Below are 25,078 nucleotides of genomic sequence, written 5' to 3' on the forward strand. Positions count from 1 at the left end.
TTGAAAAAGCCGCCTTGACAGACGGCTTTCACTATTTAACTTTCAATGCCATACCGATTTGTGCTTCTGTGCTGCTCAACCCGTTGGCCTGCATCAATTCATCCAATGTCATCCCGTGGTTAATAGCAATCCGGTAAAGATTGTCACCCGCTTGGATGGTGTATGAATTACTGTATACCCCAGTAGTCGTTTCCGGTTCTTTAACTGTTTCAACAGGTGTTTCGACCACTGCAGGCGCGGCACTCGAACTTGGCGTTTCCGCAATCGAAGCTTTGGGCTCCTCTGCGCTCTCGACCACTTCGCTGGAAACCTCTTCGGAAGCCTCTTCGGAAGACGTTTTCTCACTGCTTTCGACACTGGAACTGGCCACTCGCTTGTTGATCATCACTTGTTCAGCACTCTTAGGTGCGGGAGTATTTTGATTCTGTTTGTTAAAATAGATGGTTGCAAATGGAATAATCAGAATAGCCAAAAAGAGAAACAGCAATACTTTTAATAGAGGTGCTACTTCTTTGTTTTTTGTATTTCTGGCCGAACGTGAATACTGCCGGCTCTTCAGATTTTCATCTTCGCCGAATTTACGTGACCAAGGCTCTCCATTATTGCGATTGCGATTCTTTTTATCCATTCGGGTTCCTCCTATAAGTGATTCATGCTAATTGTAGCACATTTTCGTAATTTTTGGGTTAAATTTTATAAAAGAAAAAGGTCTGACAGGATTTTTTCCCAATGCGGTGTTTCTGTCATTGGGACCGTATTCCTGGTCCTGAATTCCCCCACTAAAGGCGGGTCTTCGGTCCCGCAGCTATCACAGCAGTATTCAGGTTTGACGAGACTGCTTTTCCCGAAATAGGCGGAAATAAAGTCTCGTTTGCATGTGTCTGTTTCGGCAAATCCCTTCATGCCCTTCAGTAAGTTTTTCTTCAGATCGTGGCGGGCTGCGATAAAATGCTTCGCTTCCTCTTTTGTGAATCGCTGGCGCAAGATATGCGACAACAAGGTTTGCTCAGTCGAACTCCCATGCTCTGGATTGATCGTCTTATTTTTGATGACACTTTCAATTGCATGATCGTTCGGAAAATCACTTTGCAGCATCTTCACTTTAAAGTTGAAGTCCGGTTCTGAATACAATAGGACCGCCGTGCTCTGTTGCCCGTCACGCCCCGCTCTCCCTATCTCCTGCACATATTCCTCAAGGGAATTCGGCATGTGGTAATGGATCACATAGCGAATGTTCGGCTTATTGATCCCCATTCCGAAAGCACTGGTGGCACAAATGACGTCCAACTCATCCTGAAGAAATTGATGCTGGATAGTGATCCTATCTTCATTTGTCCGGTCGGCATGATAGGCTTCTGCGCGCAAATTTGTTTTTTTCCGGATCATGAATGCGACCGCATCAGCTTGTGCCTTGCTGGAGAAGTAAATGATGCCCGGAGATGGATATTTCTCCAGAAGCTCCAGGAGGTACTCCTGCTTTCCCACTGGAGGCACTGCAACGACTTTGTAATAAATATTGGCACGGTCAACCGGGCCCTCAAATACGTTCAATTCACTTCCATCAATATGCAGGGAACCGATGATATCCTCCATCACGGTAGGCGTCGCTGTCGCAGTGAGCGCCAACGTCAAAGGGTTGCCCAATTCTTTCCTTGCAGCGCCCAAAAATAGATAATCGGAACGGAAATCCAAGCCCCACTGGGAAATGCAATGCGCTTCATCGACCACAAACAAAGCGAGCGGGATCTGCTTGAGTTTGTTCAACACAACTTGGTTCTGCAGCATCTCGGGAGAAAGGAACAAAAACTTGATTTGATTCAGGTTGCTTAATAATCTTTGCCTTTCTTCGAACTGCAGCATGCTGTTCAATGAGGCCGTCTTTTTTTCACCCATGAATTTCAGTTGGGCCACTTGATCTTCCATCAAAGATAAAAGAGGCGAAACGATAACGACAATCCCCTCCAAAAGGTATCCGCTCAACTGATATATCAAGGATTTCCCGGTTCCCGTGGGTAAAGTTGCCAGCGTGTGCTTGCCCGCCAAAACGGATTGGATGGGCTCCAATTGCCCGTCCTTGAATGCCGTGTAGCCGAAGTATTTCTGAAGTTCTGATTTCAATTGTGCTTCATCCATATTTAGCCGCAACCTCACTTCTTATTTGTATCAACCGGGACTCGAAAAAGTTGATTTCGGAAAATACTTTTTGGATTTCCCGATAATCGACACGTTCTTTTCGTTCCACGAGTTGTTTCAGATAGTGCAATTTTTCCTTATCCAAAAATTCTTGCGTTGGGAATTCCCGATAGATCAAGGCAATTTCAGCAAAATGATCTTGGATTGTGCTCTGTTTCAATCCACGCATCGAGATGATTTCATTTATGCTATGCCCGTTCATGAAATAACGCATAGTCGTTTCAGCACTGGCGGAAGCCAAGCCGTTTTCCTTTATCGTCATAAGCATGACCGAAGCAAGGACAGGGAACTTTTCTGGTTCTTTTTCCAATGCAGCATACAAACTCAGCCAATTTTGGTGAAGCAGTATTTTCACTTCGGCTTCATCCAACGAGAACAGGCCGGCCATCTGACCGGTTGTTTTCCTCAGGTGGTCCGTGCCTTCAAATTGCAGTGCAAAAAGCCCTGCATCCCTTTCAGGCAGCCGTGACAGGTAAGTATGCCATTCTTCTCCACAGGCGCGCGCAAAAGTGGCTTTATCTCCGGCATGCTGCGTCAACAAGCGCTTCATCCAAAGCTGCTCTTTCGCTTCCCTCTCAATGGGATAGTAATGCTTATTTTTATGCAGCATTTCGGAAAGGATTTGGATCAGAAAAAGCATCCGCCGGCGCAAAACACTCTGAACGAGGGCAAATCCCATTTGGTTTGGCAAAGAAAAATGCGCGTGACTGCTGAAAAAATCAGCTTGTATCTCGCTTCCCGCTTTGGTCAGAAGATAGCCCTCGCCATCGTTGCCGCTGATCAGACCATCCGAAAGCAATCGCTCGAGGCCTTTTTTCAACACGATCGGTTTCATGCCCGGCATGACAGTGAAATAGGCTTCCAGATCATATTGACGGCACTGGAGCATGGTGGACACAGTCCGTTTGCCAATCAGGTTATAAAAAAGAGTCGCTTCCTTGATGGGGCGTTCGGTTGAAATGCAATCCAAAAAAAGATACTCTATGTATGTCAAACTTTTCATGTTATCACCACCAAATTTTTGTAAAGAAGGTTACTCTATGTATTATACCAAAGTAAATCAAGATAACTGCATCGCTTGTGGACTTTGCCAAATAATTTCACCGGCTCTCTTCGACTATACTTCCGAAGGGATTGCTTTCTCCATAATGGATTCGAATACGGGCAAAGCACCGATACCCACCGAACATTTTGATGCGTTTCTGGATGCCTACCGAAAATGCCCCACTGGCGCCATCTTGCGCTCAGAATCTCCGTTTCCTCCTGTGGAACAGTGATTCCGAGACTTCCATACGGAGGGGACAACGCAAAAGAGGCTGCACTCTGAATCATCACTGATTCGGGTGCAGCCTCTTGTTCTTGAAACAATTAAAATATCAGTCCCTAATGATTACTGGGCAAAAGGAACTTTGTTATGCGCCAGCCAAGGTTTCAGCTTCGGCATCACCAAGAGGATGACCGCACTGACGACAAGTCCTTTGATGATATTGAAAGGCACTATGCCAGCCAATACCAATTCTTTGACAGAACCCATTTCAAAATTCAAAAGATACATGTACAACGGGGTGATGATGAACCAATTGGCTACGGATAAGACAACCGTCAAAACCAAAGTACCCGTCAACAGCGCCAAGATAACGGCTGTTTTTGTTTTTGCTTTTTTCAATAGGTAGTAGACAGGCAACGTGTAAGAGAGCGTCGCCAAGAGACTTGCGAAGTCCCCGATCGGATAGCCCATATCCCCGCCCGTCTGAAGGTAGTGCAAAATGGAGCGGATGACAGCAGAGATGATTCCGCCGGCTGGACCGTAAAGGAAAAATGAAAGCAGAATCGGTAAATCACTGAAGTCGATCTTCAGATAAGAAAATGCTGGAATTACCGGGAAAGCGATGAACATCAGCACAAATGCCAATGCCCCAAATAGTGAAATACCGACCAATCTTTTTGTTTTGTTTTGTTGCATGTTAATGAATCCTCCCTGTTGACTGTCTCAGAGATGGGTTTCTCCAAATCCAAAAAGACCCTATTCTTATCATCCTCAAATGGACACATAAAAATAGAGCCTTTGAAATTGCAATTCAAAGAAACCCCATCTTCTCCCATCCAGACTGTACTGTCGGTACTGGAATTACACCAGTTCAGCCCGCAATGAACCATTGCGAGGTCGTGGACTTTTACCACCGGTCGGGAATTTCACCCTGCCCTGAAGACGAATCTTATTTATATTTTGTTATACACAAACTATAAGCGATGCACACACGATTGTCAAGGATAATATCACAGTTTCGAGATAAATATTTTCAGACTATTTTCCGATCGCTTTTCTCAACTTGCGTGAAATGGAAAACGGACCAAGAAAGTCGTCCCGACACCCGGTTCGCTATGGACTTCTATTTCCCCGTCATGCGCTTCCACGATTGTCTTCACAATCGAAAGCCCGATGCCGGTTCCCTTTTGTTTCGAGTATGTCCGCGATTTATCATTTTTATAAAAACGCTCGAAAATGAACGGTAAACTTTCAGCCTGGATACCGATGCCGTTATCGCTGATTTCAAAGACAACTTTATCCAACATATCATCCAACCGGACCGTGATATGGATGAATTTTTGTCTCCGCGTACCGATTTCGGCTGAATAACGTACCGCATTGTCGATCAGATTGTAAAACACCTGATTCATTTTCTCTTCGTCAAAAGAATAGACTTTGATGCCATCCGCCAGTTCATAAGAAAATTGGATGGCCGCTTCTTTAAAACTGTTTTCGAACCTGCCCGCCAAATGTTTGAAGAAGGCATCGAGATCGACATTTTGCCGGTTCAATTCTATGTAACCCGCTTGCATTCGCGACAAATCCAGAAGGTTGTTCACCATTTTGTTCATCTCGGACGTTTCATCCAAAATGATTTGGGCCATTTCGATTTTCTCGTCATTGCTTTCAGCGATGTTATCGATAATGGCTTCGCTGTACCCTTTTATCATCTGCAACGGCGTCCGCAAGTCATGGGATACATTCGTGATGAAATCACCGCGGATAATATCCAATTGCCTTTCGTTCGTCACATCCTGCAACACAATCAGAACCCCGGCAGTTTTTTGCAGATCTGTTTGGATGACCGGCGTCACTTTAACGTTATAATGCCGCTGGGACCAACTGAGCTCCACTTCCGATCCGGATGTTGTGTTGAAGGCATGTTGGACCATTTCCTTGAACTGGTGCGGTATTGCTTTAGCTTCTGCATTCGGATCCACCCTTCGCCAAAAATCCAAAAATTCTTGGCCAGGTCCATTCACTAATTTCAAATGAAAATTTTGGTCAAAGTAAAGGATTCCTGCCGGCAAAGAATCAAACAGATGATTCAACAGTTCCCGCTCTTCCCTGTTCATCAGCGTCGTGGCTTGGAGAGTCTTTCCCAGCTTATTCATGGCGGTGCCCAATCCGGATATTTCATCATAGGATTCGAACGTAATCCGCTTGGAAAAATCATTCCGGGAGTATTTGAAGGCGATATCCTTCATAACCTCCAACGGTTCGGCAACATTCCTTATCAGGTACTGATAATAGATGATCGTCCCCATTAGATAGACTGTCAACAACAACAAAGTAATGCTTTTTGCGTTCAGTTCATAAGCCTGAAATTCGTCCAGCTCATAACTAATGACGAGCATTCCGGCTTGTCCCTGCAATTCAAAAGTATGAACAAAAACCATCAAAAGCAAGGGATTATTTTCCTCGTCCTCTATGGTGATCCGGCTGAAATCATCTACTTTACCATCGATTGCATCCAGAATTTCATCATTCGCCAGAATGTTCTCAAGAAGCAGTTCAGACTGCTCTTGAAGATCCGGTTTTTGTACGACGAAACGGCTCTGATCCGCTATTTTGATGTAATAGGATAATTCAGGATCCAGCGATTGCACAACCCCTGTTTGGGCGAGATAATCTTCGGGATCGGTCATAATCGTATCCTTATACGCAGTGATTTTCTCCTGCAGCAGTTTATTATAAGTATCTTCGATCGAGTTCACACTGATGATTGCGTGGCCGATATACATCAAAGTCATGATGGCTACAGTCAAAAAAGTCAATAGAACCCATGATTTGAGGAATATGCTCGTCCTTTTCATTGTTTGTCGTCTGCTGCTTGGTCATCATTCGGGGAAAATTTATAACCCATCCCCCAAACGGTCACTATCATTTTTGAAACTGGTTTCGATTGCTTCAACAATTTTTCTCGCAACCGCTTGACGTGCGTGTCGACTGTGCGCAAGTCTCCGAAAAATTCGTATTTCCAGACTTCTTTCAAAAGAACTTCCCTCGTAAAGATTTTCTCCGGGGACTTCGAAAGATAAAGAAGCAATTCAAATTCTTTAGGCGTCAAATTGATCGCCACCTCGTCAACCAGCACTTTCCTTGCATCCGGAAAAATCTTCAGCAGCGGATATTCGATTGTGCTCGATTCCGTTTCTGATGGCTTTGTCCGCTTCAGGATGGCTGCGACCCGCAACATGACTTCTCTTGGACTGAAAGGCTTCACGATGTAGTCGTCCGCTCCTGACAAGAATCCCTCTACGCGATTGTTCTCTTCGCCGCGGGCAGTGATCATCATGATCGGTATTTCTTTTTCCTTGCGGACAATTTTGGCTACTTCAATGCCAGTCATTCCAGGAAGCATGATATCCAACAACACCAAATCGTAATGGTTGTTCAAAATCATTTCCACCGCTGTTGTTCCATCCTCTGCTTCGGCTGTTTCATAACCATCCTTTTCCAGATAGAGTTTCAATAATCTTCGGATACGCTCCTCGTCATCCACAATCAATATTTTCCCGCTGGAATTTGTCATCGTGATCATCCTCTCCGATTAGATAAGAAAACTACCTTTTTGATGTTTTTTCGTTCGCAAGAGCCATGTTTTTCAGCTTATCGATTTCAAACGCCTTCAGCTCTCGGTGTTGCCCTGGCTTCAGATCACCGAGCGTAAGGAACCCAAACGATTCTCTTTTCAGTTTTTCGACGGGACAATCAATTTTTTCGAACATTTTTTTGACTTGATGGTTCCAACCTTCATGGATGGTCAACTCAATGATCGCTGTATTTTTTTGGGAATTGGCAGAAATCAACTTAGCTCGCGCTTTCGCAGTTTTTTTGCCGTCAATCACGATTCCGTTTTCCAATTTGTTCAGATCGGAGCGCGTAGGGATACAACCAACCTTAGCAACATAGGTTTTATCGATGTGGTATTTCGGGTGGGTCAACAGATTCGCAAATTCACCATCATTGGTCAAAAGGAGCAACCCGGTCGTATCATAGTCCAATCTGCCGATCGGATAAATCCGCTCTTTTACATTGAAGAAATCAGTGACGACAGTCCGATCTTTATCATCTTTCACAGATGAGAGGGTATTCTTTGGTTTGTAGAACAAATAGTAAACCGGCTGTTCGCGATAAATCGGTAAGCCGTTCACTTCCACTCTATCATTTTTTGAAACTTTGACTCCTAATTCCGTTACCTTGTTTCCGTTAACGCTGACTGCACCAGAAGTGATCAGTTCTTCGGCTTTCCTCCGTGAAGCTATTCCTGCATGTGCAATGACTTTCTGTAATCTTTCCATTTATTCACCTATTATTCTTATTTGTTTTTGTCTGTCATTCTTGTTCCGATATGATGGAATCATTCTTAAAAAAAGCAAGTTGGTTATCTGTATCTTCGTCCGCGGGAAAATCAAAAAGATCGAAGGATTCATTATCCTGCATCTGGAATAATTCGTCCACATTCGGCAGATCCTCTATTGTGGTCAATCCGAAATAATTCATGAAATAATCGGTTGTGCCGTAAATGATCGGTCTTCCTGGTGTTTCCGAACGGCCGATTTCCTTTACCAACCCTCTCAGCAACAATCTTTGGACCAAGCCTGCTGACTGGACGCCGCGGATCTGATCGATTTCCATCCGCGTCAAGGGCTGCTTGTATGCGATGATCGCCAGTGTTTCCAGGGCAGCTTGTGATAAATGGGTCGCGAATGGCGACACAGCGTACATTTTAATTAGTTCTGCATACTCTCTCTTTGTGGCTAGTTGGTATCTTTTGCGGGTTTCGAGAAGCGTCAAACCGGAGTGGATATTGTCGTTATGACTCGCACGCATTTCGGTCAACAAATTTTGTGCTTCCAGTGGTGTGGTCTCCAATAAAGAGGTGATTTCATCCATACTCAAGCCATCATCGCCTGCCACAAACAGCAGACTCTCCAGTGCCCCTTTTTTATTCATTTATTAAAACTCCCATATTGCGTAGTATATAAATATCTCCGAATGTGTTCTCTTGTGAAAAATTGATTTTTCTTTCTTTTACCAATTCCAGCATTGCCAAAAATGTATTCACAATCTGCGATTTGGTTTGCACTTCAAAGAAGGCCGTAAAGGGAAGCCTTGGGTCAGAATCATAAGGCAGGTTTTCCAACTTCTCCATGATCCAAGTCATCGTCTGATCCACCGTATATTGATCCTGTTCCATTCTGGCCTGAAGTGGCTTCTTTTTCTGCAGTTTTTGATACATTTTCTGAAGCGCGGCAATCAGATCCGCCGCAGAAACTTCGCCTGGAGCAAGAGGGACCGCTTGTTGGAGGTCCTCAAAATCCGTTGCCGGCTTCGTGAAATACAAGCCGCGTTCTTGTTCCATGGTTTTCAATGCCTTGGCTGCTTCCTGGAATTGCTTGTATTCCACCAATTGTTGAATCAAGCTCTCCCTCGGATCCTCGCCGTCTTCATAAAAATCCTCTTCGAAGGTCACTTCTTTTTTCGGAAGCAACATGCGGCTTTTTATCTCCAACAACGTCGCAGCCATCAGCAGATAATCGCCGGCGATATCCAATTTCATCTCCTGCATCGTGTCCAAGTAACGCAGATATTGAAAAGTCACTTCTGCAATCGGAATATCGAAAATATCGACTTTCAACTCTTTGATCAAGTGCAGGAGAAGATCCAATGGTCCCTCAAAATCCGGCAATATGAGGGTGAGTTCATTTTGTTCGCTCACAATGATCCACTCGTTTCCTCATCGCTTCGGTTCGGCTGTTTCTGGTTCCATTTGGCGATGAACGGCGCGGTTTCCAGAGTCCCGTTGATCGCGCTTGTTGGATAGTGTTGCTGCAAGCCATCCAACAACCGATGCACGATGCCTTCCTTCCGAAACGAAGGTGAGACAGCGATATGACGAACCAACACCATTGCTTCATGTATTTGCACACCTATCAAAGCAACGATATTCTCTGTCTCTTCATCTTTCCACAAGAATAGTTTCCTATCGACATTATCAATGTAGCTTTCCATTTCCGGCTTCAGCCTCGCTACATTTTTTAGATCTGTCACATAAGAAAGCAGACCCATAGCTATTTTTTCATATGATTGATTATAAGAAATGAACACTTCGATCTCCTTCTCACTTTGTATTTACCCTGACAGCCGTTCTGGGATGCACCATTCTGAACGGCTGCAGCTCTGCGCAGCAACGTTGTACGAGAGAGTTGTTTTCATGACCTGTTTGTTACAGGGTAGCCAATACATTCTTCAATAAGGCTTTGAATGTTTCCTTGACTCGAGTTGTCGTTTCAACGACTTCTTCATGATTTAGGGTCGCTTGCATTCCTGAAGCTAAATTAGTTATACAGGAAACACCGAAAATGCGCAAACCCGCATGACGCGCTACTATGGCTTCCGGCACTGTGGACATGCCGACAGCGTCAGCACCCAGCACCCGGCACATACGGATTTCTGCTGGCGTTTCATAAGTGGGACCTGTCAGTCCAAGATATACACCTTCCTTCAGATCCAATCCCATCTCGGAAGCGACTTGTTTTATTTTCTCTTGGTATTCGCCATCGTAGGCTTGGCTCATATCCGTAAAGCGTGGCCCCTGCTCAGGATCGTTCGGACCGATCAATGGATTTTGACCCGTCAGATTGATGTGATCCGTAATCAGCATCAAATCCCCCGGTGTAAATGCATAACTGATGCCTCCGGCCGCATTTGTCAGCGCCAAGGAATGGATACCCAGATACTTCATTACCCTGATCGGAAAAGTAACCGCTTCGAGCCCGTAGCCCTCATAGAAATGAAAGCGGCCTTGCATGGCGATGACTTTTTTCCCACTCAGGTTCCCGTATACGAGTTGGCCTTTGTGACCTTCAACCGTCGATACAGGGAAGTAAGGGATTTCCTCATATGGGATCGCAATCGCGTCCGTTATCTCATCAGCCAATTCGCCCAAGCCTGAACCCAAAATCAATCCAAATTCAGGTTCCAATAAACCTTTTTCTTCCAAATATTTGGCAGCTATCCGCACATTATTTTGATCATTTGTCATATTCCCACACCTCGCTAGTCCAATTCATCCAAAAAGCTGCGGCCGTTTTGAGTAGCGGCCACTCGAAAATTATCGGATACAGTTGCGCCGATATCCGCAAACTTGCCCTGATCCATCTTACCGCGGCCCGCCATTTTTTTCGAATAGGCCAATAATGGAACATATTCACGCGTATGATCTGTCCCCGGGAAAGTTGGATCATTCCCGTGATCTGCAGTGATCAACAACAAATCATCATCCGCTAGAGCAGCCAATATTTCAGGGATGCGCGCATCAAAGTCTTCGATTGCCTCAGCATACCCTTTCACATCCCGGCGGTGTCCGAACAGCGCATCGAAATCGACCAAGTTCAAGAAGCTTAAACCCCGAAAATCTTTTTCCATGATAGTCAACAACTGGTCGACACCGTCCATATTGCTCTTAGTGCGCACATATTCCGTTATGCCCTGGCCATTATAGATGTCATTGATTTTGCCGATTGCGATGACAGCGTAGCCGCCTTCCTTCAGATGATCCAACGTTGTTTGCCCGAATGGGTCCAAGGCGTAATCGTGCCGATTGCTTGTGCGGGTAAAATGGCCCGGAGTCCCGAGATACGGTCTGGCGATGATCCGCCCAATCATATAGGGGTCCTCCAAAGTGATTTCCCTGACATATTCGCAGATCGCGTACAATTCTTCAAGCGGAATGATCTCTTCGTGCGCAGCAATCTGCAGCACCGGATCCGCCGATGTGTAGACGATCAGATCACCGGTCTTCATTTGGTGCTCACCGAACTCATCCAGGATTTCAGTCCCGCTTGCCGGCTTGTTTCCGATAATTTTGCGGCCTGTATGATTTTCGATTTTTTCAATCAAATCCTGCGGGAAACCTTCAGGAAAAACGCGGAATGGCGATTGGATGTTCAGCCCCATGATTTCCCAATGGCCTGTCATCGTATCTTTCCCGACGGACTGCTCCTCGAGTTTCGTGTAGTAGCCGATGGATGCGCTGTCCGGCTTGACGCCGCTCAATTCGCGGATATTGCCCAAACCCAACTTTTCCAGATTAGGAATGTTCAGCCCGGCGACTTCAGCGATATGCCCAAGCGTATCCGAGCCGACATCTCCGAATTTGTCTGCATCAGCTGCTTCGCCAATGCCGACTGAATCCATCACGATCAAATGGATGCGATTAAATTTCATGATTCTATTCCTCCCTTATCCTCAGCGGACTTGAGCTGTTGCGCTTCAAGCGCGCGGATGATACTTTTGATAGATTTCTGCCATTCTTTCTGTTGTGATGTGCGTATAAATCTGAGTTGTTGAAATATCAGCATGCCCCAACAGTTCCTGCACAATCCGCAGATCCGCTCCGTTTTCAAGAATATGCGTTGCAAAGGAATGGCGCAACATATGCGGCGATACATTTTTTTGAATGCCGGCATCCCGCACAGTTTGCTTCAGATTTTTCCAGATCCCTTGGCGGGTGAACCCATTGCCATGGAAATTCAGGAACAGGAAGGCCGTTTCTTTCCTCCCATGCGCCAAAGCTGGCCGACTGTCCGACAAGTATTCCGAAATCCAGAAGGCGGCTTCCTCCCCCAAAGGCACGATTCTTTCTTTATCGCCTTTACCGATTGTTTGGATGAACCCGATATCCAGATGGATTTCACTCATCGTGATGTGGATGAGTTCACTGACGCGAAGACCGGTGGCATACAACAATTCTAATATGGCGCGATCCCTTAGTCCCAGGACAGTTTTGACATCCGGTGCAGCCATCAAGCGTTCAATTTCAGCCATCGAAAGCACTTTCGGCAACTTTTGTTGTTTTTTTGGCAGCTGAATGGTGACCATCGGATCATTTTCGATCAATCCTTCTTGCTTTAAGTATTGATGGAATCTCCGGAGACTGGTGATCATCCTTCCGATTGAGGCTGTCGCTAATTTTTCTTCATTCAAAAATTGAAGATACAAAAGCACGTCCGGTTTGGTCGCATCCCCGAATGCATGAATAGCATTCTTTTCCAGAAATTGACTGTATTTTCTGAGGTCTCGCAGATAACTGATGATTGTGTTATCGGACAACCCTCGCTCGATCCTCAAATAACGCCCATATTCATTGATTTCTTCTTCCATGTCGGTAACCCATTTCATCCTTTTGAGGCTATTTATTCCTCAGTTTTTGTTGGCATTCGCGGCAGATGCCATGAAAAGTCAAGCGATGGTCTTTTACCACGAATTGATAGCGGGATTCGACATCTTTTTCGACCTCACCTAACAAATCTTCGTGTATTTCCTCAATGTTGCCGCATTCGATGCACAAAAGATGATGATGGAAATGCTCATTGCTGGTTCTTCTTAAATCGTATCGAGATAACCCATCTTCAAAGACTACTTTGTACGTGATGTTCAATTCGGTCAAGATTTCCAATGTACGATAGACCGTCGCAAGGCCGATATCAGGATGTTTAAGCCGCAACAGCAGGAAAATTTCCTCCGCACTGAGATGCTCTTTTTCCTTTTCCAGCAGCACGCCGACAGTCGCTTCCCGTTGTGGAGTGAGCTTGAATCCTGCCTCTTGCAATTGTTTTTTGATGGTGTTTAATGACAATTCCGTCACTGCTGTCGGCTCCTTTGAGGACAGGCTGAATACCTAATCCTTTTTGATTAATTTTGTGTGTCCATCTTCTTGGATGATCAATCTGGCTTTCAACAAATGGCCCAACGCTCTTTTGAACTGCGCTTTGCTGATGCCAAAGTATTCTTTGATTGCTTCAGGATCACTCTTGTCCCAATAAGGCAAACTGTGCGTGGGACTCTGCTCCAACAATACCAAAATCATGGCTGCATCTTCACTGATAGCTTCATGCGCACGCGGTTTCAGGGATAGATTCAGCATGCCGTGTTGACTGATGCCGACGACTCGCCCGCTGACGACTTCGCCCAAGCGCGGTTCAATCTCCCGCTCGGATGGGTGAATGAATCCGATATAATCATCATCCGTTAAAATAAACGTTCCCACTAATTTCAAACGGAAGACGGTTCCGGTAATGTCTTTGTTTTTCAATTCTTCCCCCGGAGTACGGGAAATGGAACGGAATACCGGTTCGTCGGCGATGATGCCCCACAGACGATCTTTGCTGTCCTGTTCAAGGGCGATCAGAAGTCGGTCTCCCTTTTTCGGCCATAGCGATTTGATATCGGGCAAATTATCCAAAGAAACTACAATTTCTTTGTCATCTAGACCAATGTCCACAAATACGCCCAAATCTTTCCGGACAGCTACAACTGTTCCCCAACCATACTGTCCTACTTGGCTAGCCGGTTCCTTTAAGGTCATGCGTAGTTGCTTGTTCATTCCTTCGTAGACAAATCCTTTGACAGTGTCACCTAATTGCAATGCCGTTTCTGACTCTTCTTTATCCAATCTGTAGGTGATGCCGTCTTTCTGAACGAAGACACTTTTCTCGTTCTCGTCCACGATCACACCTGTAATGATTGTACCCAGTACTTTACTCATATTTTTCCTCCAGACGGTCTTTCCGTCGCTGTATTTCTTCCATTTTATCATATCACAAAATGATTTCCAAAGCGTCGTTGTTATGCGCTTGTTATATTTGTGATATTTCTGTTATTAAGCAAAGCAAATGGGTCCGAGACTCTCGTCCCAGACCCACAGATGCTTTCTAATTTAGTTAAGCTTAGATGGTAGTTGTTGCACCACGGTAGATGATGCCGCGACGTGAATCGATTGTGATCAATTCGTTGTCTTGCACTAATGTAGTCGCATTTTCTGCTCCTACGATTACTGGAATGCCGCTTGCGATTCCGACAACAGCAGCATGACTAGTCAAGCCGCCAGCTTCAACGATTACTGCTGCAGCTTTCTCAAATGCAGGCGTGTAGTCTTTATCAGAGTTCTTCAACACTAAGATGCAGTCCTGTGTCACTTTAGCGATTGCTTCTTCAGCTGAAAGAGCCACAACAGCTTTACCGATGACAGATTTGTCGCCGATACCTTGGCCGGAAGTCAATTTTGTTCCGATCAATTGAATCTTCATCAAGTTGGTAGTACCACGTTCGCCTACTGGTACGCCGGCAGTGATGATGATCAAGTCGCCTTCTTTAGCGAAGTTTTCTTCTTTGGCAACTTTTGCAGCCAATTCCATCATTTCATCAGTTGAATCCGGTTTTTCGGTAACGAACGGATACACACCCCATGAAAGGGCCAATCCACGTCTTTGACGTTCCGAGAAAGTGATTGCAACGATGTGTGATTTCGGACGGTATTTAGAGATCATGCGCGCTGTATGTCCAGACTCGGTAGCGGCAACGATAGTTTGAATGTTAAGGTTGCGTGCAGTATGCCCAACTGATTGACCGATTGCTTCAGCCATATCCGTGTTGCTGTATGCTTTCAAAGCAAATGCATCTTGTCCAACGATCGCTTCTTCCGTGCGGATAGCGATTGTAGCCATTGTCGTAACTGCTTCAACCGGGTAATCACCAGCAGCTGTTTCTCCGGATAGCATAACTGCATCCGTTCCGTCGAAGATAGCGTTGGCAACGTCTCCTGCTTCAGCACGTGTAGGACGTGGGTTGCGTTGCATAGAATCCAGCATTTGAGTTGCTGTAATGACTGGTTTGCCTAAAGCGTTACATTTTTTGATCAACATTTTTTGTGCGATAGGAACTTCTTCAGTAGGGATTTCTACTCCTAAGTCACCACGGGCAACCATCAAACCTTGAGAAACTTTCAAGATTTCATCGATGTTATCAAGACCTTCTTGGTTCTCGATTTTAGGGATGATTTGGATGTGGGTTGCGTTATGTTTTTCCAAAATTTCCGTGATAGCCAATACATCACTTGCGCGACGCACGAAGCTTGCTGCGATGAAATCGACGTCATTTTCGATACCGAAGATGATATCGTCAGCATCTTTCTGTGTAAGACCAGGGAAGTTTGTTTTGATACCAGGTAGATTAACGCCTTTTTTGTTTTTCAAGATGCCTGAGTTTTTGATCAAAGTTACAATTTCATTGTTCTCTTTGTCAAGTTCAGTCACTTCAAGGTCAATCAAGCCGTCATCCAATAGGATGTGGTTTCCGACAACAACATCGTTGATCAATTCTGGATAAGTGATAGAGAATTTATCCTTCGTGCCTTCAACTTCTGTCATAGAGATTCTTACTGTTTCGCCGGTGATCAACGACACGATGCCGTCTCTCATGTTGTTAGTACGGATTTCCGGACCTTTTGTATCCAATAAGATGGCGCACATTTTGCCTGTGATTTTTGATGCTTCGCGGATGTTGACGATACGAGCGCCATGCTCTTCAAAGTCTCCGTGTGAGAAGTTCAAGCGGGCAACGTTCATACCGGCATTCATCAATTTAACAAGTGTTTCTACAGATTCACTTGCAGGCCCGATCGTACATACAATTTTTGTCTTTTTCATAGAAAATAAGCACCTCATTTTATATTTTGTAAAACGTAAGTCAACTTTTCGTTAGAAAGAAATTTCTTTGTTGATTTGGTAAAGCGACAATAACGGCAAGTGTTTTTGGTTTTCAAGTGTGTCGATGATGTCGTTGAAAACAACTTCATCGCCCTTGACGCCTACACAGATTCCGCCTTTGCCTTCTTCCAACATTTTAACGGCATTGTAACCGAAGATGCTTCCCAATACGCGGTCCTTCGCTGACGGAGATCCGCCGCGTTGCACGTGGCCCAGAACAGTGACACGTGTGTGGAATTCTTCGAATTTGGAAAGTTTCTCTGCGAATTCATTCCCTGACATTACGCCTTCAGCCAACATGATGATCGTATGTTTTTTGCCGCGCGCTCTGCCTTCTTGAATTTCAGCAACTACTTCTTCCATTGTAAATTCTTTTTCGGGAATGACGATGGATTCCGCGCCACTGCCGATACCAGTCCATAAAGCGATGTCGCCGGCATTTCTGCCCATTACTTCAACAACGAATGTACGGATATGGCTTGTTGCCGTATCTCTGATTTTGTCCACAGATTCCAATACTGTATTGATCGCAGTATCAAAACCAAGCGTGTAATCAGTTCCTGGAATATCGTTATCGATTGTTCCTGGGATACCGATTGTCGGGAAGCCTAATTTAGTAAGCGCAGCTCCTCCACGGTAGGATCCATCTCCCCCGATTACGATCAGGCCATCGATGCCGAATTTTTTCAACTGCTCGATCCCTTTAAGCTGTCCTTCGACTTTTGCGAACTCCGGATAGCGGGCAGAATATAAAATTGTGCCCCCACGGCTGATTGTGTCTCCAACGTCATCAATCGTCAGACGACGGAAATCTCCGGCTACCATACCTGCATAACCATAATTAATACCATATACTTCCAAACCGTCATAAATGCCTTTGCGCACAACGGCGCGAATGGCTGCATTCATTCCTGGTGCATCTCCACCACTAGTTAATACTGCAATACGTTTCATTAGACTTCACCTCATCAATAAAGTTAAAAACTCTCAATTTCCAAAAAAAATCATGTGTTAAATATTTTTTGAATTTGTCCTTCACTATCTTATCATCTTTTTATGAAAATGTCTTTTAATTTCACGTTTTTTTGATTGTTAAAAAGGAAACAATGAAAAATAATGGCTTCTTGTCCGGAATATCGCCACATTCGGACAAATTGTTATTACTACTGCCTCGCTCTGGGGGAATTGTTCCGGGGAAGCTCAAACCAAACGGCAGAACAAGTCTAGGAAGCTTTTGCTTTTATGAAAACAGTATCCGGATATCAACTTTTAGCTTTCATTTGACGGCAATGTTTCCATTTCCAAAAATAGCCTGCAGTGCTTCCAGCAGATCTGGAGAAATCGCCACCCAGTTTTCAGCTGTTAAGCGCATCGTTTGTTTTGTGGCTTCGTTGTAAAGGATCACAGGATGGTCCCCCGCTTGATTGTTCAGTATCCGATACATTTGCGCGAACAATTCAGGCGTGTTGTTTTCCGCCGTCAAACGGATGAAGACATTCTCCTTTTTTTGACCCATCATTTCCTGATAGGCTTCGGCATCCCAGATGTGCGTGACCAAAAAATTCGTTTTTTCGGCTTGTTTTGATCGCTCCAGCTTGCCTTCAACAACAAGCAACTGGTTTGCCTTCAGCAGTTTCATGAACCGGATATAGTACTCGGGGAAAATCGTGACACTGATTTCGCCGGTACTGTCTGTCATGTTTGCGAATGCCATTGGGTCACCCTTCTTTGTCTGGATTCTTCGGATATCTTTGATCAATCCCATCGTGCGCATTTTTTTGTCGTAGACAAGCTCGGTGACGTACACAACTGCACCATTATTGTACAATTTGCCGAATTGGTCGATCGGATGCCCTTTCAAAGAATGGCCCAGTGCCGCTTCCTCCAAATCCAGCAGTTCCAACAAGGGAAGTTCTTCCGTTTCGACATATTTCGGTTCCAGTATCGAAAAGAGATCGACGTTGTTTCCGCTGTAATCGATGCTGTTCAGCATACCCGGCAGCGACTCCAACAGCGTCGCGCGCGAATGCCCGAAACTGTCGAACGCTCCGCTATAGATGAGCGGTGCGATGTTTTCGTTCTTCAGCCACTTCGGATGGATCCTTCTCAAAAATTGAACGAAATCCTTGTAGTGCCCGTGACCTTGGCGTTCTTTGATGATCTCCTGGATGAAATCGCGTCTGAGGCCTTTGATCCCGCCCAAGCCGAATTGGATCGTCTGCTGTTGCAGCGCAAACCTCCAGTTGCTTGTGTTGATGTCCGGATAGGAAATGCTGATGTTGCGCCTTTTCAGTTCGATGAAATACTCCCTCATTTTATCCGAGTGCTGGTTGACGGAATTCAGCAACGCGGCGAAAAATGCTTCTGGAAAGTGCGCCTTCATGTAGGCAAGTTGGTAGGCTATGAAAGAATAGGCTACCGAATGCGAACGGTTGAAACCGTAATTGGCGAAGCGCTCGATATAGTCATAGACTTGCTCGGCCGTCTGATTGGAATAGCCTTGTTGCAGCGAGCCTTCAATAAAGTGTTTTCTTTCTTCATCGATGGCGGATTTTTGTTTTTTGCCTATCGCTCTTCTGAGGATATCCGCTTCCCCCAGGCTGAAGCCAGCCATCCGGGAAGCCACCTGCATGACCTGTTCCTGATAGACCATTACCCCGTAGGTTACCTCAAGGATCGATTTCAGATCGGGATGGAGATAATCGATTTCGGCCAACCCTTTTTTCCGCGAAATGAAGAGGTCTATCTGTTCCATCGGACCCGGTCGGTAAAGCGCGTTGACGGCGGCAATATCTTCGATCGATTCCGGACCGAGCTTGCGCAATACATTTTTTATACCAGGGGATTCAAACTGGAACACCCCATTCGTGTCCGCTCTTCGGAATATATCGAGCGTCCGATCATCATCCATCGGTATTTCCCAAATGTTGATGCTCTCTTTGTGGTCATCGCTGGCCAACTGCACCGCATCGTTCAGTATCGTCAGATTTTTCAGCCCCAGGAAGTCCATTTTGAGCAGGCCGATTTCTTCGATGTTCCCCATCGTGTACTGCGTCAGATACAGATCGCTGTTTTTCTTCTGCAACGGCACAATGTCCCTTAACGGATTGTCGCTGATGACGACGCCCGCCGCATGAGTGGAAACATGCCGGGGAACGCCTTCGATTTTTTCGGCAGTCTCATACAAAAGACGATTCACATCGTTCGTACTGATCAGTTTCTGCAATTCTTTTGATTTCTGCTTTGCCTCTGCCAGACTGATGCCTAATTGATTCGGAATCGCATTCGACCAGGCTTGCGCCTCCGCTACAGTAAGGCCGAATACTCTGGCAGTATCCCGCAAAGACATTTTGGCGGCCAGCGTCCCAAATGTGGCTATCTGGGCGACATGGTCCGAACCGTATTTGTCCCTGACATAATGCAGAATGTCGTCCCTTCGGTTGTCCGGGAAATCCAAATCAATATCCGGCAGGTTGTAGCGTTCCTTGTTCAAAAAACGCTCAAACAAAAGATTGTATTTGATGGGATCGACATGGGTGATGCGTAGGACGTATGACACGAGTGAACCGGCGGCAGATCCCCGACCGGCTCCCGGCATGATCTTCGCTTTTCGGGCATACGCCATCACATCCCAAACGATAAGGAAGTAATCATCAAAGCCCATTTCGTGGATGACTTCCAATTCGTACGCCAAGCGTTTTTCATACTCTGCTTCAGGAGTGGTGACCCGCTGACGCAGCCCTTCTTCACACAGCCTTCTGAGGTATGCCTGCGGTGTCGTCCCGGCAGGCAGCGGATAACGCGGCAACAGCGACTGATGCAACGGCAAATCGATTTCAATTTCGTCCGCAATTTTCTGGGTTGTTTCAGCCGATTCCAGCAAGCCAGCTTCCCGAAACTTCCTTTCGATTTCTTCGCAGGACGGCAAGTAATACGTGCCATCCAAAGCTTCCGATTGCAGATCCACTTTCTCATTCGCTTCAATCGCCTTCAGGACACGACAACTAAAATTGTCGCTCGGTTCCAAGTATCTGACATCATGCATAGCTGTAGTCGGAATATTTGTTGCCTGCGATAAACGCTTCAATTGCGGAATGATCGGTTTCATTTTCTCGTGGAGCTGAACACCTAAATAAAAATTGCCGTGGGTGAAGATTTTTTTCCATGCCAAACTGGCTGCTTTGGCGTTTTCCTGATCATTTCCGTTCAAAAAACTTTCGATTTCACCCTTTTCTCCGGGCGTGATCGCGATGATGCGGCTTGAATCATCCTCCAAAAGGGAAAGTAATTCCTTATCCGGAACATCCTGATTCCTGACCGTCGACAAAGCCATCAACTTTTTGTAGCCTTCAAAATCCTTTGCCAATAGGACCAAAGGAAAGGTGCGATCTTTACTGATGATTCCGGGCAAATCCAGTTGGATTCCCAGAATGGGTTGGATAGCATATTTTTTGCAAAGTTTGAAGAAGTCGACTTGACCATAAAGGACATTTTGGTCCGTCAATGCGATGGCCTGATAGCCTTTTGCCTTGGCGCTGCGCACCAAATCGTCTATTCGGCTAGTCGTCTGCAAAAGAGAATAGGCACTGATGACCTGCAAATGCACAAAAGACATGTCTGAGACCTCCTTTTTCTAATCAATACTATCATTATAGCGTACCCGTCCTAATCCAAGAAGCGAAAAAGTCGTTGGGCAAGTAATGCTTGTCATCTCCAAAAAAAGTGATAAAATGAATTTCGAGAAGAGGTGTAAACGACATGAAATATATTGCAATCATTTTTTGGGGATTTATCTTAGGGCAAGTATCTGTTTATCTGGGCAGCGCCTTATCCGGCGGCAGCTATGACTTTATGATCGCAACCATGACGGGTATCTTTACCGCGCTGATCGTAGTTCTTGTTTCTGCGTTGATGCCGAAGACGGCCTCCCATAAATAACCGATAGTTCGCTTTAGACACGGCAGAGAAAACGAAAAAACCTTCAGGGATAAATTTCCTGAAGGTTTTTTCCATTTATTTGATGAACATAGCATCGCCGAAACTGAAGAATCGGTACTTTTCTTTGACTGCGTGCTCGTAAGCAGACAAGACGTTGTCTCTGCCGGCAAAAGCACTGACCAGCATGACCAAGGTCGATTTCGGCAGATGGAAATTGGTGATGATGCCTTGGACAACCTTGAATGAATAGCCGGGCGAAATGAAAATTTTGGTCCATCCGCTATCCGCCTTGATTTCCCCATCAAATTTCGTGCCGATCGTTTCCAGTGTCCGCACGGAAGTCGTGCCCACAGCCACTATTTTGCCTCCGTTGGAACGGACCTCATTCAGCGTTTGCGCTGCCTCGTCCGTCAGTTGGTAGAATTCCGAATGCATTTCGTGGCTGGCGATGTCATCGACCGATACCGGGCGGAAAGTCCCCAAGCCCACATGCAATGTCAGATAGACGATCTTGACGCCTTTATTGGCTACTTCCTCAAGCAGTTCGGACGTGAAATGGAGCCCTGCTGTCGGTGCCGCTGCGGAGCCGACTTCTTTGGCGTAAACCGTCTGATAACGTTCCTGATCGTCCAGCGTCTCCTTGATGTATGGCGGCAACGGCATTTCGCCCAGCGATTCCAGTATTTCCAAAAATACGCCGTCATATTTGAAATCCAAAATGCGGCCACCGTGATCCAACGATTGGGTCACTTCGGCCGTCAAGCGTCCATCCCCGAAAGAGATGACTGTCCCGACTTTGACCCGTTTGCCTGGTTTGACGAGGGTCTCCCACTCATCCCCTTGGATATTGTTCAAAAGCAGGACTTCGATATGCCCGCCCGTGTCCGGTTTGACGCCATGCAGTCGTGCAGGCAGCACACGTGTATTGTTCAGCACCAGCGCATCGCCTTCTTGAAGTTCCTCCACCATGTCGGTGAAATGTTTGTCCGTGATTTCTCCAGTCTTGGAGTCCAGGGCAAGAAGCCGGGATGACGAACGATCCAGCAGCGGTGTCTGCGCAATCAACTCTTCCGGTAAATTAAAATCAAAATCACTTGTCCTCATTGATAAAATACCTCACTTATTTTTCTGTATCATACGTGATCCCCAAATGGTCATAGGCCATAGGGGTCGCTACCCTGCCGCGCGGGGTGCGCTGCAGGAAGCCCAATTGGAGCAGATAGGGTTCGTACATGTCCTCTATCGTTTCCATTTCTTCGCCGATGTTGGCGGCTATCGTCGAAAGACCGACGGGGCCGCCGTTATAGAACCGGATCATCGTCGTCAATATTTGCCGATCCAAGTCATCAAGGCCTTTGTTGTCCACGCTCAAAATGGACAAAGCCTTGTCGGCGATTTCCTTCGTGATCAGGCCGTCGCGATAGACTTGGGCGAAATCGCGCACACGGCGGAGCAGCCTGTTGGCAACACGCGGGGTGCCTCTGGATCTCAAGGCGATTTCGACAGCGCCTGACTCATCGATTTTCGTTGACAAAACATCCGAAGAGCGATGGACGATCTGTCGGAGATCCTCGAGGCTGTAATATTCCATCCGCGAAACGATCCCGAACCGGTCACGCAAGGGAGCCGAAAGACTGCCGGCTTTGGTCGTGGCACCAACCAGCGTGAACGGCGGCAAGGTAAAGTGGACCGGATGGGCTGTCGGCCCTTGCCCGATGATGATGTCCACATAATAATCCTCCATGGCAGAGTACAGCACTTCCTCCACGATCCGCGGCAAGCGATGGATTTCATCGATGAAGAGGACATCCCCCGCTTCCAGCTCATTGAGCAATACCATCAGGTCGCCCGGCCGTTCGATTGCGGGCCCGCTCGTGCTGTGGATGCGGACATCCAATTCGTTGGCGATGACCATCGCCAGTGTCGTTTTACCCAACCCGGGCGGCCCGTACAACAACACATGATCCAAGGCTTCACTACGCGCTTTCGCGGCCTGGATGTACACTTTCAGTTCATTTTTCACTTTGTCTTGGCCGATGTATTGCGCCATCATTTGCGGCCGCAATGTTTTTTCGATCAAATCTTCTGTTAGGTCTTCCGTATTCCCGGAAACGATTCTGTTTTCAGCTGTCATCTATATCACCCTTTTAAAAGTAGCTTGAATGCCGTACGAAGCACTTCTTCGGCGCTGGAATAGTTTTCTTTTTCCAACAGCGGCAGTATTTTCTTCACTTCACGGTCCGAATATCCTAAACCGGCCAAAGCCTCCAAAGCTTCCGTCAACACAGCCGACTGTGCGCCAGCAGTTTCATGGACCGGATGCTCTTCCATCCAATACGTATCGGGGAGCAATTCGCCGAGTTTGCCTTTCAAGTCCAAGATGATCTGCGAGGCTGTCTTTTTGCCTACACCCGGGAATTTCACCAAATAACCCACATTATCCGTTTCGATCGCTTGAATCAGCCCCAGATGATCATCGCTCGCCAATATGGACAAGCCACTCTTCGGTCCGATTCCGGAGACGCTGATCAGTTTCAAGTACAACTGCTTTTCCGTATAATCCTTGAAACCAAAAAGTGTGATTGCATCCTCGCGGACTGCCTGATAGATGTAAAACGTTATCTCTTGGTTCAGGCTTCCGGAGAACCGGAAAGGATTCGCCACCTGCAATTGGTAGCCGATGCCACCGTTCTCCAGAACCACATAAAGCGGCCCCACATAGACTAATTTACCTTTTATGTATTCGTACATCATCTGACTCCTACTCTTCATTTCCTGATTGTCATTCATTTTCTATCATAACATAAAACGGAACGGAAATGACAGCCACTCGGCCATCTTATATGCGGGAACATTCGTTTGGTCTGTATGAGCTAAAAAAAGTCCCAGGACCGGTAGCCATGGGACGTGTCTTTGCTGCCTATTCGAATAATTGTTTATATTCAGAGTACCCTTCTGCATCCAATTGATTATAAGGAACAAAGCGCATCGCTGCTGAATTGATGCAATAGCGCAGTCCGCCCAATTCTGCAGGGCCATCCTCAAAAACATGCCCCAGGTGGGAATCAGCTTGAGCGCTGCGGACTTCTGTACGTTTGCGCATCAATTTTCGGTCTTCCAGCTCCTTCAGAGTAGAAATCGGTTTTGCAAAAGAAGGCCAACCGCAGCCGGCATCATACTTGTCGGCAGAACTGAATAAAGGCTCGCCGCTCACGACATCCACATAGATCCCTTTTTCATAAAAATCATCATATTCGCCGGAAAAAGGTCTTTCCGTAGCTTCGTTCTGGGTCACTTCATATTGTAAAGGCGTCAAGCGCTTCAATTGTTCCTCTTTATTGTCCATCGTCATATCAGACCCCTTTCTTTTCATTGCTCCAGTATATCAAAAAATACAAAAAAGCAGAACAAAAAAGTCTTGTTCTGCTTCGCACGTACTTCAACAGGTTTGGATTAGAATAGATTCCCCAAAATGCTTCCCAGAATGCCTCCCAATCCGCCGGTTGCAGCTGGCGTTGTTGTTCCGGATTGTTTAGGGAAGAGATCGGTGATGTCGAAATTTTTCGTGGCTGCTTCCTCAGCTTGTTTGGAGAAGATGTCGGTCTGTTTAGCAACACCGTCGGAATCCAATCCATCAGCATCCTTTTTGTCAGCCAGCATGCCCAGGATCATCGGCGCCATGGAAGCCAAAACCTTGGAAACTTCGGATTTGCTGATGCCTGTTTGGGCAGCAATCTGATCCACGACTTTATCCTTATCCCCAAAGGCATGATCCAATATTTTATCGCCATCATCCGTATCGGCTTTCTTGACAACATCTTCGATAGAGGATACGTCTTTCGTCTGACCTTTGTGTTTTTCCAATGCATTTGATAAGGAATCTTTTCCGGATTTTGACTCTGCGTTTTTGCTTAATGCCCGAAGGATCAAGGGAATTGCCACAACAGCCAATTTCGGCAAAATGCTTGCATCAACGCCCGTTTTGCTGCCCAGAGCCTGGATCGAACTTTCTTTGTTCAGTTCCCCCATCATTTCGGAAATATCATTGATTTGCACCATTTTTTCCACTCCTATCTCTTATTTA

25 protein-coding genes and 1 riboswitch are annotated in these 25,078 nt (G+C 46.1%); of the genes, 2 read left to right on the top strand and 23 right to left on the bottom strand.

Going from position 1 to position 25,078, the window contains the following annotated elements; all coding sequences use genetic code 11:
* Nucleotides 1-31: 31 nt before the first annotated feature.
* The 3 genes from C7R56_RS04465 to C7R56_RS04475 all read right to left on the bottom strand — a co-directional run bounded on the left by C7R56_RS04465 (nt 32) and on the right by C7R56_RS04475 (nt 3,196).
* The gene (locus C7R56_RS04465) at nt 32-628 is read right to left on the bottom strand and encodes a LysM peptidoglycan-binding domain-containing protein (RefSeq protein ID WP_107995376.1); all 597 of its coding nucleotides are present in this window, start codon (nt 626-628) and stop codon (nt 32-34) included.
* A 65-nt stretch (nt 629-693) separates the two neighbouring features.
* Nucleotides 694-2,133 carry a RecQ family ATP-dependent DNA helicase gene (locus C7R56_RS04470; protein WP_107995377.1) on the bottom strand — a complete coding sequence of 480 codons (1,440 nt, stop codon included), beginning with the start codon at nt 2,131-2,133 and terminating at the stop codon, nt 694-696.
* Nucleotides 2,126-3,196 (bottom strand): helix-turn-helix domain-containing protein, encoded by a 1,071-nt coding sequence (locus C7R56_RS04475; protein WP_107995378.1) that lies wholly within the window; start codon nt 3,194-3,196, stop codon nt 2,126-2,128. Before C7R56_RS04475 ends, C7R56_RS04470 begins: the two co-directional genes overlap by 8 nt.
* 37 nt (nt 3,197-3,233) lie before the next feature.
* Between C7R56_RS04475 and C7R56_RS04480 the strand changes: the two genes are divergently transcribed.
* A complete protein-coding gene (locus C7R56_RS04480; protein ID WP_107995379.1) occupies nt 3,234-3,470 on the top strand; it encodes a ferredoxin in 237 nt (78 codons plus the stop codon).
* 113 nt (nt 3,471-3,583) lie between these two features.
* Here the strand turns inward: C7R56_RS04480 and C7R56_RS04485 are convergent, their stop codons facing one another.
* The 15 genes from C7R56_RS04485 to dnaE form a co-directional block, all read right to left on the bottom strand.
* Nucleotides 3,584-4,156: an ECF transporter S component gene (locus C7R56_RS04485; RefSeq protein ID WP_107995380.1), complete on the bottom strand. Its 573-nt coding sequence runs from the start codon at nt 4,154-4,156 to the stop codon at nt 3,584-3,586.
* A 124-nt stretch (nt 4,157-4,280) separates the two neighbouring features.
* A riboswitch (FMN riboswitch) is annotated at nt 4,281-4,408 on the bottom strand.
* Nucleotides 4,409-4,518: 110 nt separating this feature from the next.
* On the bottom strand, nt 4,519-6,318 hold the full coding sequence (locus tag C7R56_RS04490; protein ID WP_107995381.1) for a sensor histidine kinase: 1,800 nt from the start codon (nt 6,316-6,318) through the stop codon (nt 4,519-4,521).
* Entirely contained in the window at nt 6,315-7,037 is a 723-nt protein-coding gene (locus tag C7R56_RS04495) for a response regulator transcription factor (RefSeq protein ID WP_107995382.1), read from the bottom strand. Before C7R56_RS04495 ends, C7R56_RS04490 begins: the two co-directional genes overlap by 4 nt.
* 31 nt (nt 7,038-7,068) lie before the next feature.
* The gene (locus tag C7R56_RS04500) at nt 7,069-7,806 is read right to left on the bottom strand and encodes a pseudouridine synthase (RefSeq protein ID WP_107995383.1); all 738 of its coding nucleotides are present in this window, start codon (nt 7,804-7,806) and stop codon (nt 7,069-7,071) included.
* A 34-nt stretch (nt 7,807-7,840) separates the two neighbouring features.
* A complete protein-coding gene (gene scpB, locus C7R56_RS04505; protein WP_107995384.1) occupies nt 7,841-8,461 on the bottom strand; it encodes an SMC-Scp complex subunit ScpB in 621 nt (206 codons plus the stop codon).
* Nucleotides 8,454-9,227 carry a segregation/condensation protein A gene (locus C7R56_RS04510; RefSeq protein WP_107995385.1) on the bottom strand — a complete coding sequence of 258 codons (774 nt, stop codon included), beginning with the start codon at nt 9,225-9,227 and terminating at the stop codon, nt 8,454-8,456. The genes scpB and C7R56_RS04510 overlap by 8 nt, the downstream gene beginning before the upstream one ends.
* Nucleotides 9,224-9,616 (bottom strand): GNAT family N-acetyltransferase, encoded by a 393-nt coding sequence (locus C7R56_RS04515; protein WP_107995386.1) that lies wholly within the window; start codon nt 9,614-9,616, stop codon nt 9,224-9,226. Before C7R56_RS04515 ends, C7R56_RS04510 begins: the two co-directional genes overlap by 4 nt.
* A gap of 118 nt (nt 9,617-9,734) precedes the next feature.
* Complete coding sequence (locus C7R56_RS04520; RefSeq protein ID WP_107995387.1) at nt 9,735-10,553, bottom strand: purine-nucleoside phosphorylase; 819 nt, start codon at nt 10,551-10,553, stop codon at nt 9,735-9,737.
* 14 nt (nt 10,554-10,567) lie between these two features.
* Nucleotides 10,568-11,737, bottom strand: a complete 1,170-nt coding sequence (deoB, locus tag C7R56_RS04525) for a phosphopentomutase (protein WP_107995388.1) — start codon at nt 11,735-11,737, stop codon at nt 10,568-10,570.
* A gap of 45 nt (nt 11,738-11,782) precedes the next feature.
* Nucleotides 11,783-12,673 (bottom strand): site-specific tyrosine recombinase XerD, encoded by an 891-nt coding sequence (gene xerD, locus C7R56_RS04530; RefSeq protein WP_086985160.1) that lies wholly within the window; start codon nt 12,671-12,673, stop codon nt 11,783-11,785.
* Nucleotides 12,674-12,701: 28 nt separating this feature from the next.
* Nucleotides 12,702-13,157 carry a ferric iron uptake transcriptional regulator gene (fur, locus tag C7R56_RS04535; protein ID WP_107995389.1) on the bottom strand — a complete coding sequence of 152 codons (456 nt, stop codon included), beginning with the start codon at nt 13,155-13,157 and terminating at the stop codon, nt 12,702-12,704.
* A gap of 33 nt (nt 13,158-13,190) precedes the next feature.
* A complete protein-coding gene (locus C7R56_RS04540; RefSeq protein WP_107995390.1) occupies nt 13,191-14,057 on the bottom strand; it encodes a CvfB family protein in 867 nt (288 codons plus the stop codon).
* A 181-nt stretch (nt 14,058-14,238) separates the two neighbouring features.
* Nucleotides 14,239-15,996, bottom strand: a complete 1,758-nt coding sequence (gene pyk, locus C7R56_RS04545) for a pyruvate kinase (RefSeq protein ID WP_107995391.1) — start codon at nt 15,994-15,996, stop codon at nt 14,239-14,241.
* Nucleotides 15,997-16,047: 51 nt separating this feature from the next.
* Nucleotides 16,048-17,010, bottom strand: coding sequence for a 6-phosphofructokinase (gene pfkA, locus C7R56_RS04550; protein WP_107995392.1), 963 nt, complete (start codon nt 17,008-17,010; stop codon nt 16,048-16,050).
* 322 nt (nt 17,011-17,332) lie between these two features.
* Nucleotides 17,333-20,671, bottom strand: coding sequence for a DNA polymerase III subunit alpha (gene dnaE, locus C7R56_RS04555; RefSeq protein ID WP_107995393.1), 3,339 nt, complete (start codon nt 20,669-20,671; stop codon nt 17,333-17,335).
* 143 nt (nt 20,672-20,814) lie between these two features.
* On the opposite strand from dnaE, the gene C7R56_RS04560 reads away from it, so the two are divergent.
* Nucleotides 20,815-20,994 (top strand): YjzD family protein, encoded by a 180-nt coding sequence (locus tag C7R56_RS04560; RefSeq protein ID WP_068560596.1) that lies wholly within the window; start codon nt 20,815-20,817, stop codon nt 20,992-20,994.
* 75 nt (nt 20,995-21,069) lie between these two features.
* Here the strand turns inward: C7R56_RS04560 and queA are convergent, their stop codons facing one another.
* The 5 genes from queA to C7R56_RS04585 form a co-directional block, all read right to left on the bottom strand.
* Complete coding sequence (gene queA / locus C7R56_RS04565) at nt 21,070-22,098, bottom strand: tRNA preQ1(34) S-adenosylmethionine ribosyltransferase-isomerase QueA (RefSeq protein ID WP_107995394.1); 1,029 nt, start codon at nt 22,096-22,098, stop codon at nt 21,070-21,072.
* A gap of 16 nt (nt 22,099-22,114) precedes the next feature.
* On the bottom strand, nt 22,115-23,128 hold the full coding sequence (ruvB, locus tag C7R56_RS04570; RefSeq protein WP_107995395.1) for a Holliday junction branch migration DNA helicase RuvB: 1,014 nt from the start codon (nt 23,126-23,128) through the stop codon (nt 22,115-22,117).
* A gap of 5 nt (nt 23,129-23,133) precedes the next feature.
* Complete coding sequence (gene ruvA, locus C7R56_RS04575) at nt 23,134-23,745, bottom strand: Holliday junction branch migration protein RuvA (RefSeq protein WP_107995396.1); 612 nt, start codon at nt 23,743-23,745, stop codon at nt 23,134-23,136.
* A 169-nt stretch (nt 23,746-23,914) separates the two neighbouring features.
* Complete coding sequence (gene msrB, locus C7R56_RS04580; protein ID WP_407701478.1) at nt 23,915-24,340, bottom strand: peptide-methionine (R)-S-oxide reductase MsrB; 426 nt, start codon at nt 24,338-24,340, stop codon at nt 23,915-23,917.
* Between the two features lie 107 nt (nt 24,341-24,447).
* Complete coding sequence (locus tag C7R56_RS04585; RefSeq protein WP_107995398.1) at nt 24,448-25,053, bottom strand: DUF937 domain-containing protein; 606 nt, start codon at nt 25,051-25,053, stop codon at nt 24,448-24,450.
* Nucleotides 25,054-25,078 lie beyond the last annotated feature (25 nt).

The organism is Trichococcus paludicola, assembly GCF_003052295.1.
Lineage (GTDB): Bacteria > Bacillota > Bacilli > Lactobacillales > Aerococcaceae > Trichococcus > Trichococcus paludicola.

What these genes read in the sequence shown, in the direction of transcription:
- C7R56_RS04465 (WP_107995376.1), bottom strand. Translation starts at nt 628, where the DNA reads ATGGATAAAAAGAATCGCAATCGCAATAATGGAGAGCCTTGGTCACGT.
- C7R56_RS04470 (WP_107995377.1), bottom strand. Translation starts at nt 2,133, where the DNA reads ATGGATGAAGCACAATTGAAATCAGAACTTCAGAAATACTTCGGCTAC.
- C7R56_RS04475 (WP_107995378.1), bottom strand. Translation starts at nt 3,196, where the DNA reads ATGAAAAGTTTGACATACATAGAGTATCTTTTTTTGGATTGCATTTCA.
- C7R56_RS04480 (WP_107995379.1), top strand. Translation starts at nt 3,234, where the DNA reads ATGTATTATACCAAAGTAAATCAAGATAACTGCATCGCTTGTGGACTT.
- C7R56_RS04485 (WP_107995380.1), bottom strand. Translation starts at nt 4,156, where the DNA reads ATGCAACAAAACAAAACAAAAAGATTGGTCGGTATTTCACTATTTGGG.
- C7R56_RS04490 (WP_107995381.1), bottom strand. Translation starts at nt 6,318, where the DNA reads ATGAAAAGGACGAGCATATTCCTCAAATCATGGGTTCTATTGACTTTT.
- C7R56_RS04495 (WP_107995382.1), bottom strand. Translation starts at nt 7,037, where the DNA reads ATGACAAATTCCAGCGGGAAAATATTGATTGTGGATGACGAGGAGCGT.
- C7R56_RS04500 (WP_107995383.1), bottom strand. Translation starts at nt 7,806, where the DNA reads ATGGAAAGATTACAGAAAGTCATTGCACATGCAGGAATAGCTTCACGG.
- scpB (WP_107995384.1), bottom strand. Translation starts at nt 8,461, where the DNA reads ATGAATAAAAAAGGGGCACTGGAGAGTCTGCTGTTTGTGGCAGGCGAT.
- C7R56_RS04520 (WP_107995387.1), bottom strand. Translation starts at nt 10,553, where the DNA reads ATGACAAATGATCAAAATAATGTGCGGATAGCTGCCAAATATTTGGAA.
- deoB (WP_107995388.1), bottom strand. Translation starts at nt 11,737, where the DNA reads ATGAAATTTAATCGCATCCATTTGATCGTGATGGATTCAGTCGGCATT.
- xerD (WP_086985160.1), bottom strand. Translation starts at nt 12,673, where the DNA reads ATGGAAGAAGAAATCAATGAATATGGGCGTTATTTGAGGATCGAGCGA.
- C7R56_RS04540 (WP_107995390.1), bottom strand. Translation starts at nt 14,057, where the DNA reads ATGAGTAAAGTACTGGGTACAATCATTACAGGTGTGATCGTGGACGAG.
- pyk (WP_107995391.1), bottom strand. Translation starts at nt 15,996, where the DNA reads ATGAAAAAGACAAAAATTGTATGTACGATCGGGCCTGCAAGTGAATCT.
- pfkA (WP_107995392.1), bottom strand. Translation starts at nt 17,010, where the DNA reads ATGAAACGTATTGCAGTATTAACTAGTGGTGGAGATGCACCAGGAATG.
- dnaE (WP_107995393.1), bottom strand. Translation starts at nt 20,671, where the DNA reads ATGTCTTTTGTGCATTTGCAGGTCATCAGTGCCTATTCTCTTTTGCAG.
- C7R56_RS04560 (WP_068560596.1), top strand. Translation starts at nt 20,815, where the DNA reads ATGAAATATATTGCAATCATTTTTTGGGGATTTATCTTAGGGCAAGTA.
- queA (WP_107995394.1), bottom strand. Translation starts at nt 22,098, where the DNA reads ATGAGGACAAGTGATTTTGATTTTAATTTACCGGAAGAGTTGATTGCG.
- ruvB (WP_107995395.1), bottom strand. Translation starts at nt 23,128, where the DNA reads ATGACAGCTGAAAACAGAATCGTTTCCGGGAATACGGAAGACCTAACA.
- ruvA (WP_107995396.1), bottom strand. Translation starts at nt 23,745, where the DNA reads ATGTACGAATACATAAAAGGTAAATTAGTCTATGTGGGGCCGCTTTAT.
- msrB (WP_407701478.1), bottom strand. Translation starts at nt 24,340, where the DNA reads ATGGACAATAAAGAGGAACAATTGAAGCGCTTGACGCCTTTACAATAT.
- C7R56_RS04585 (WP_107995398.1), bottom strand. Translation starts at nt 25,053, where the DNA reads ATGGTGCAAATCAATGATATTTCCGAAATGATGGGGGAACTGAACAAA.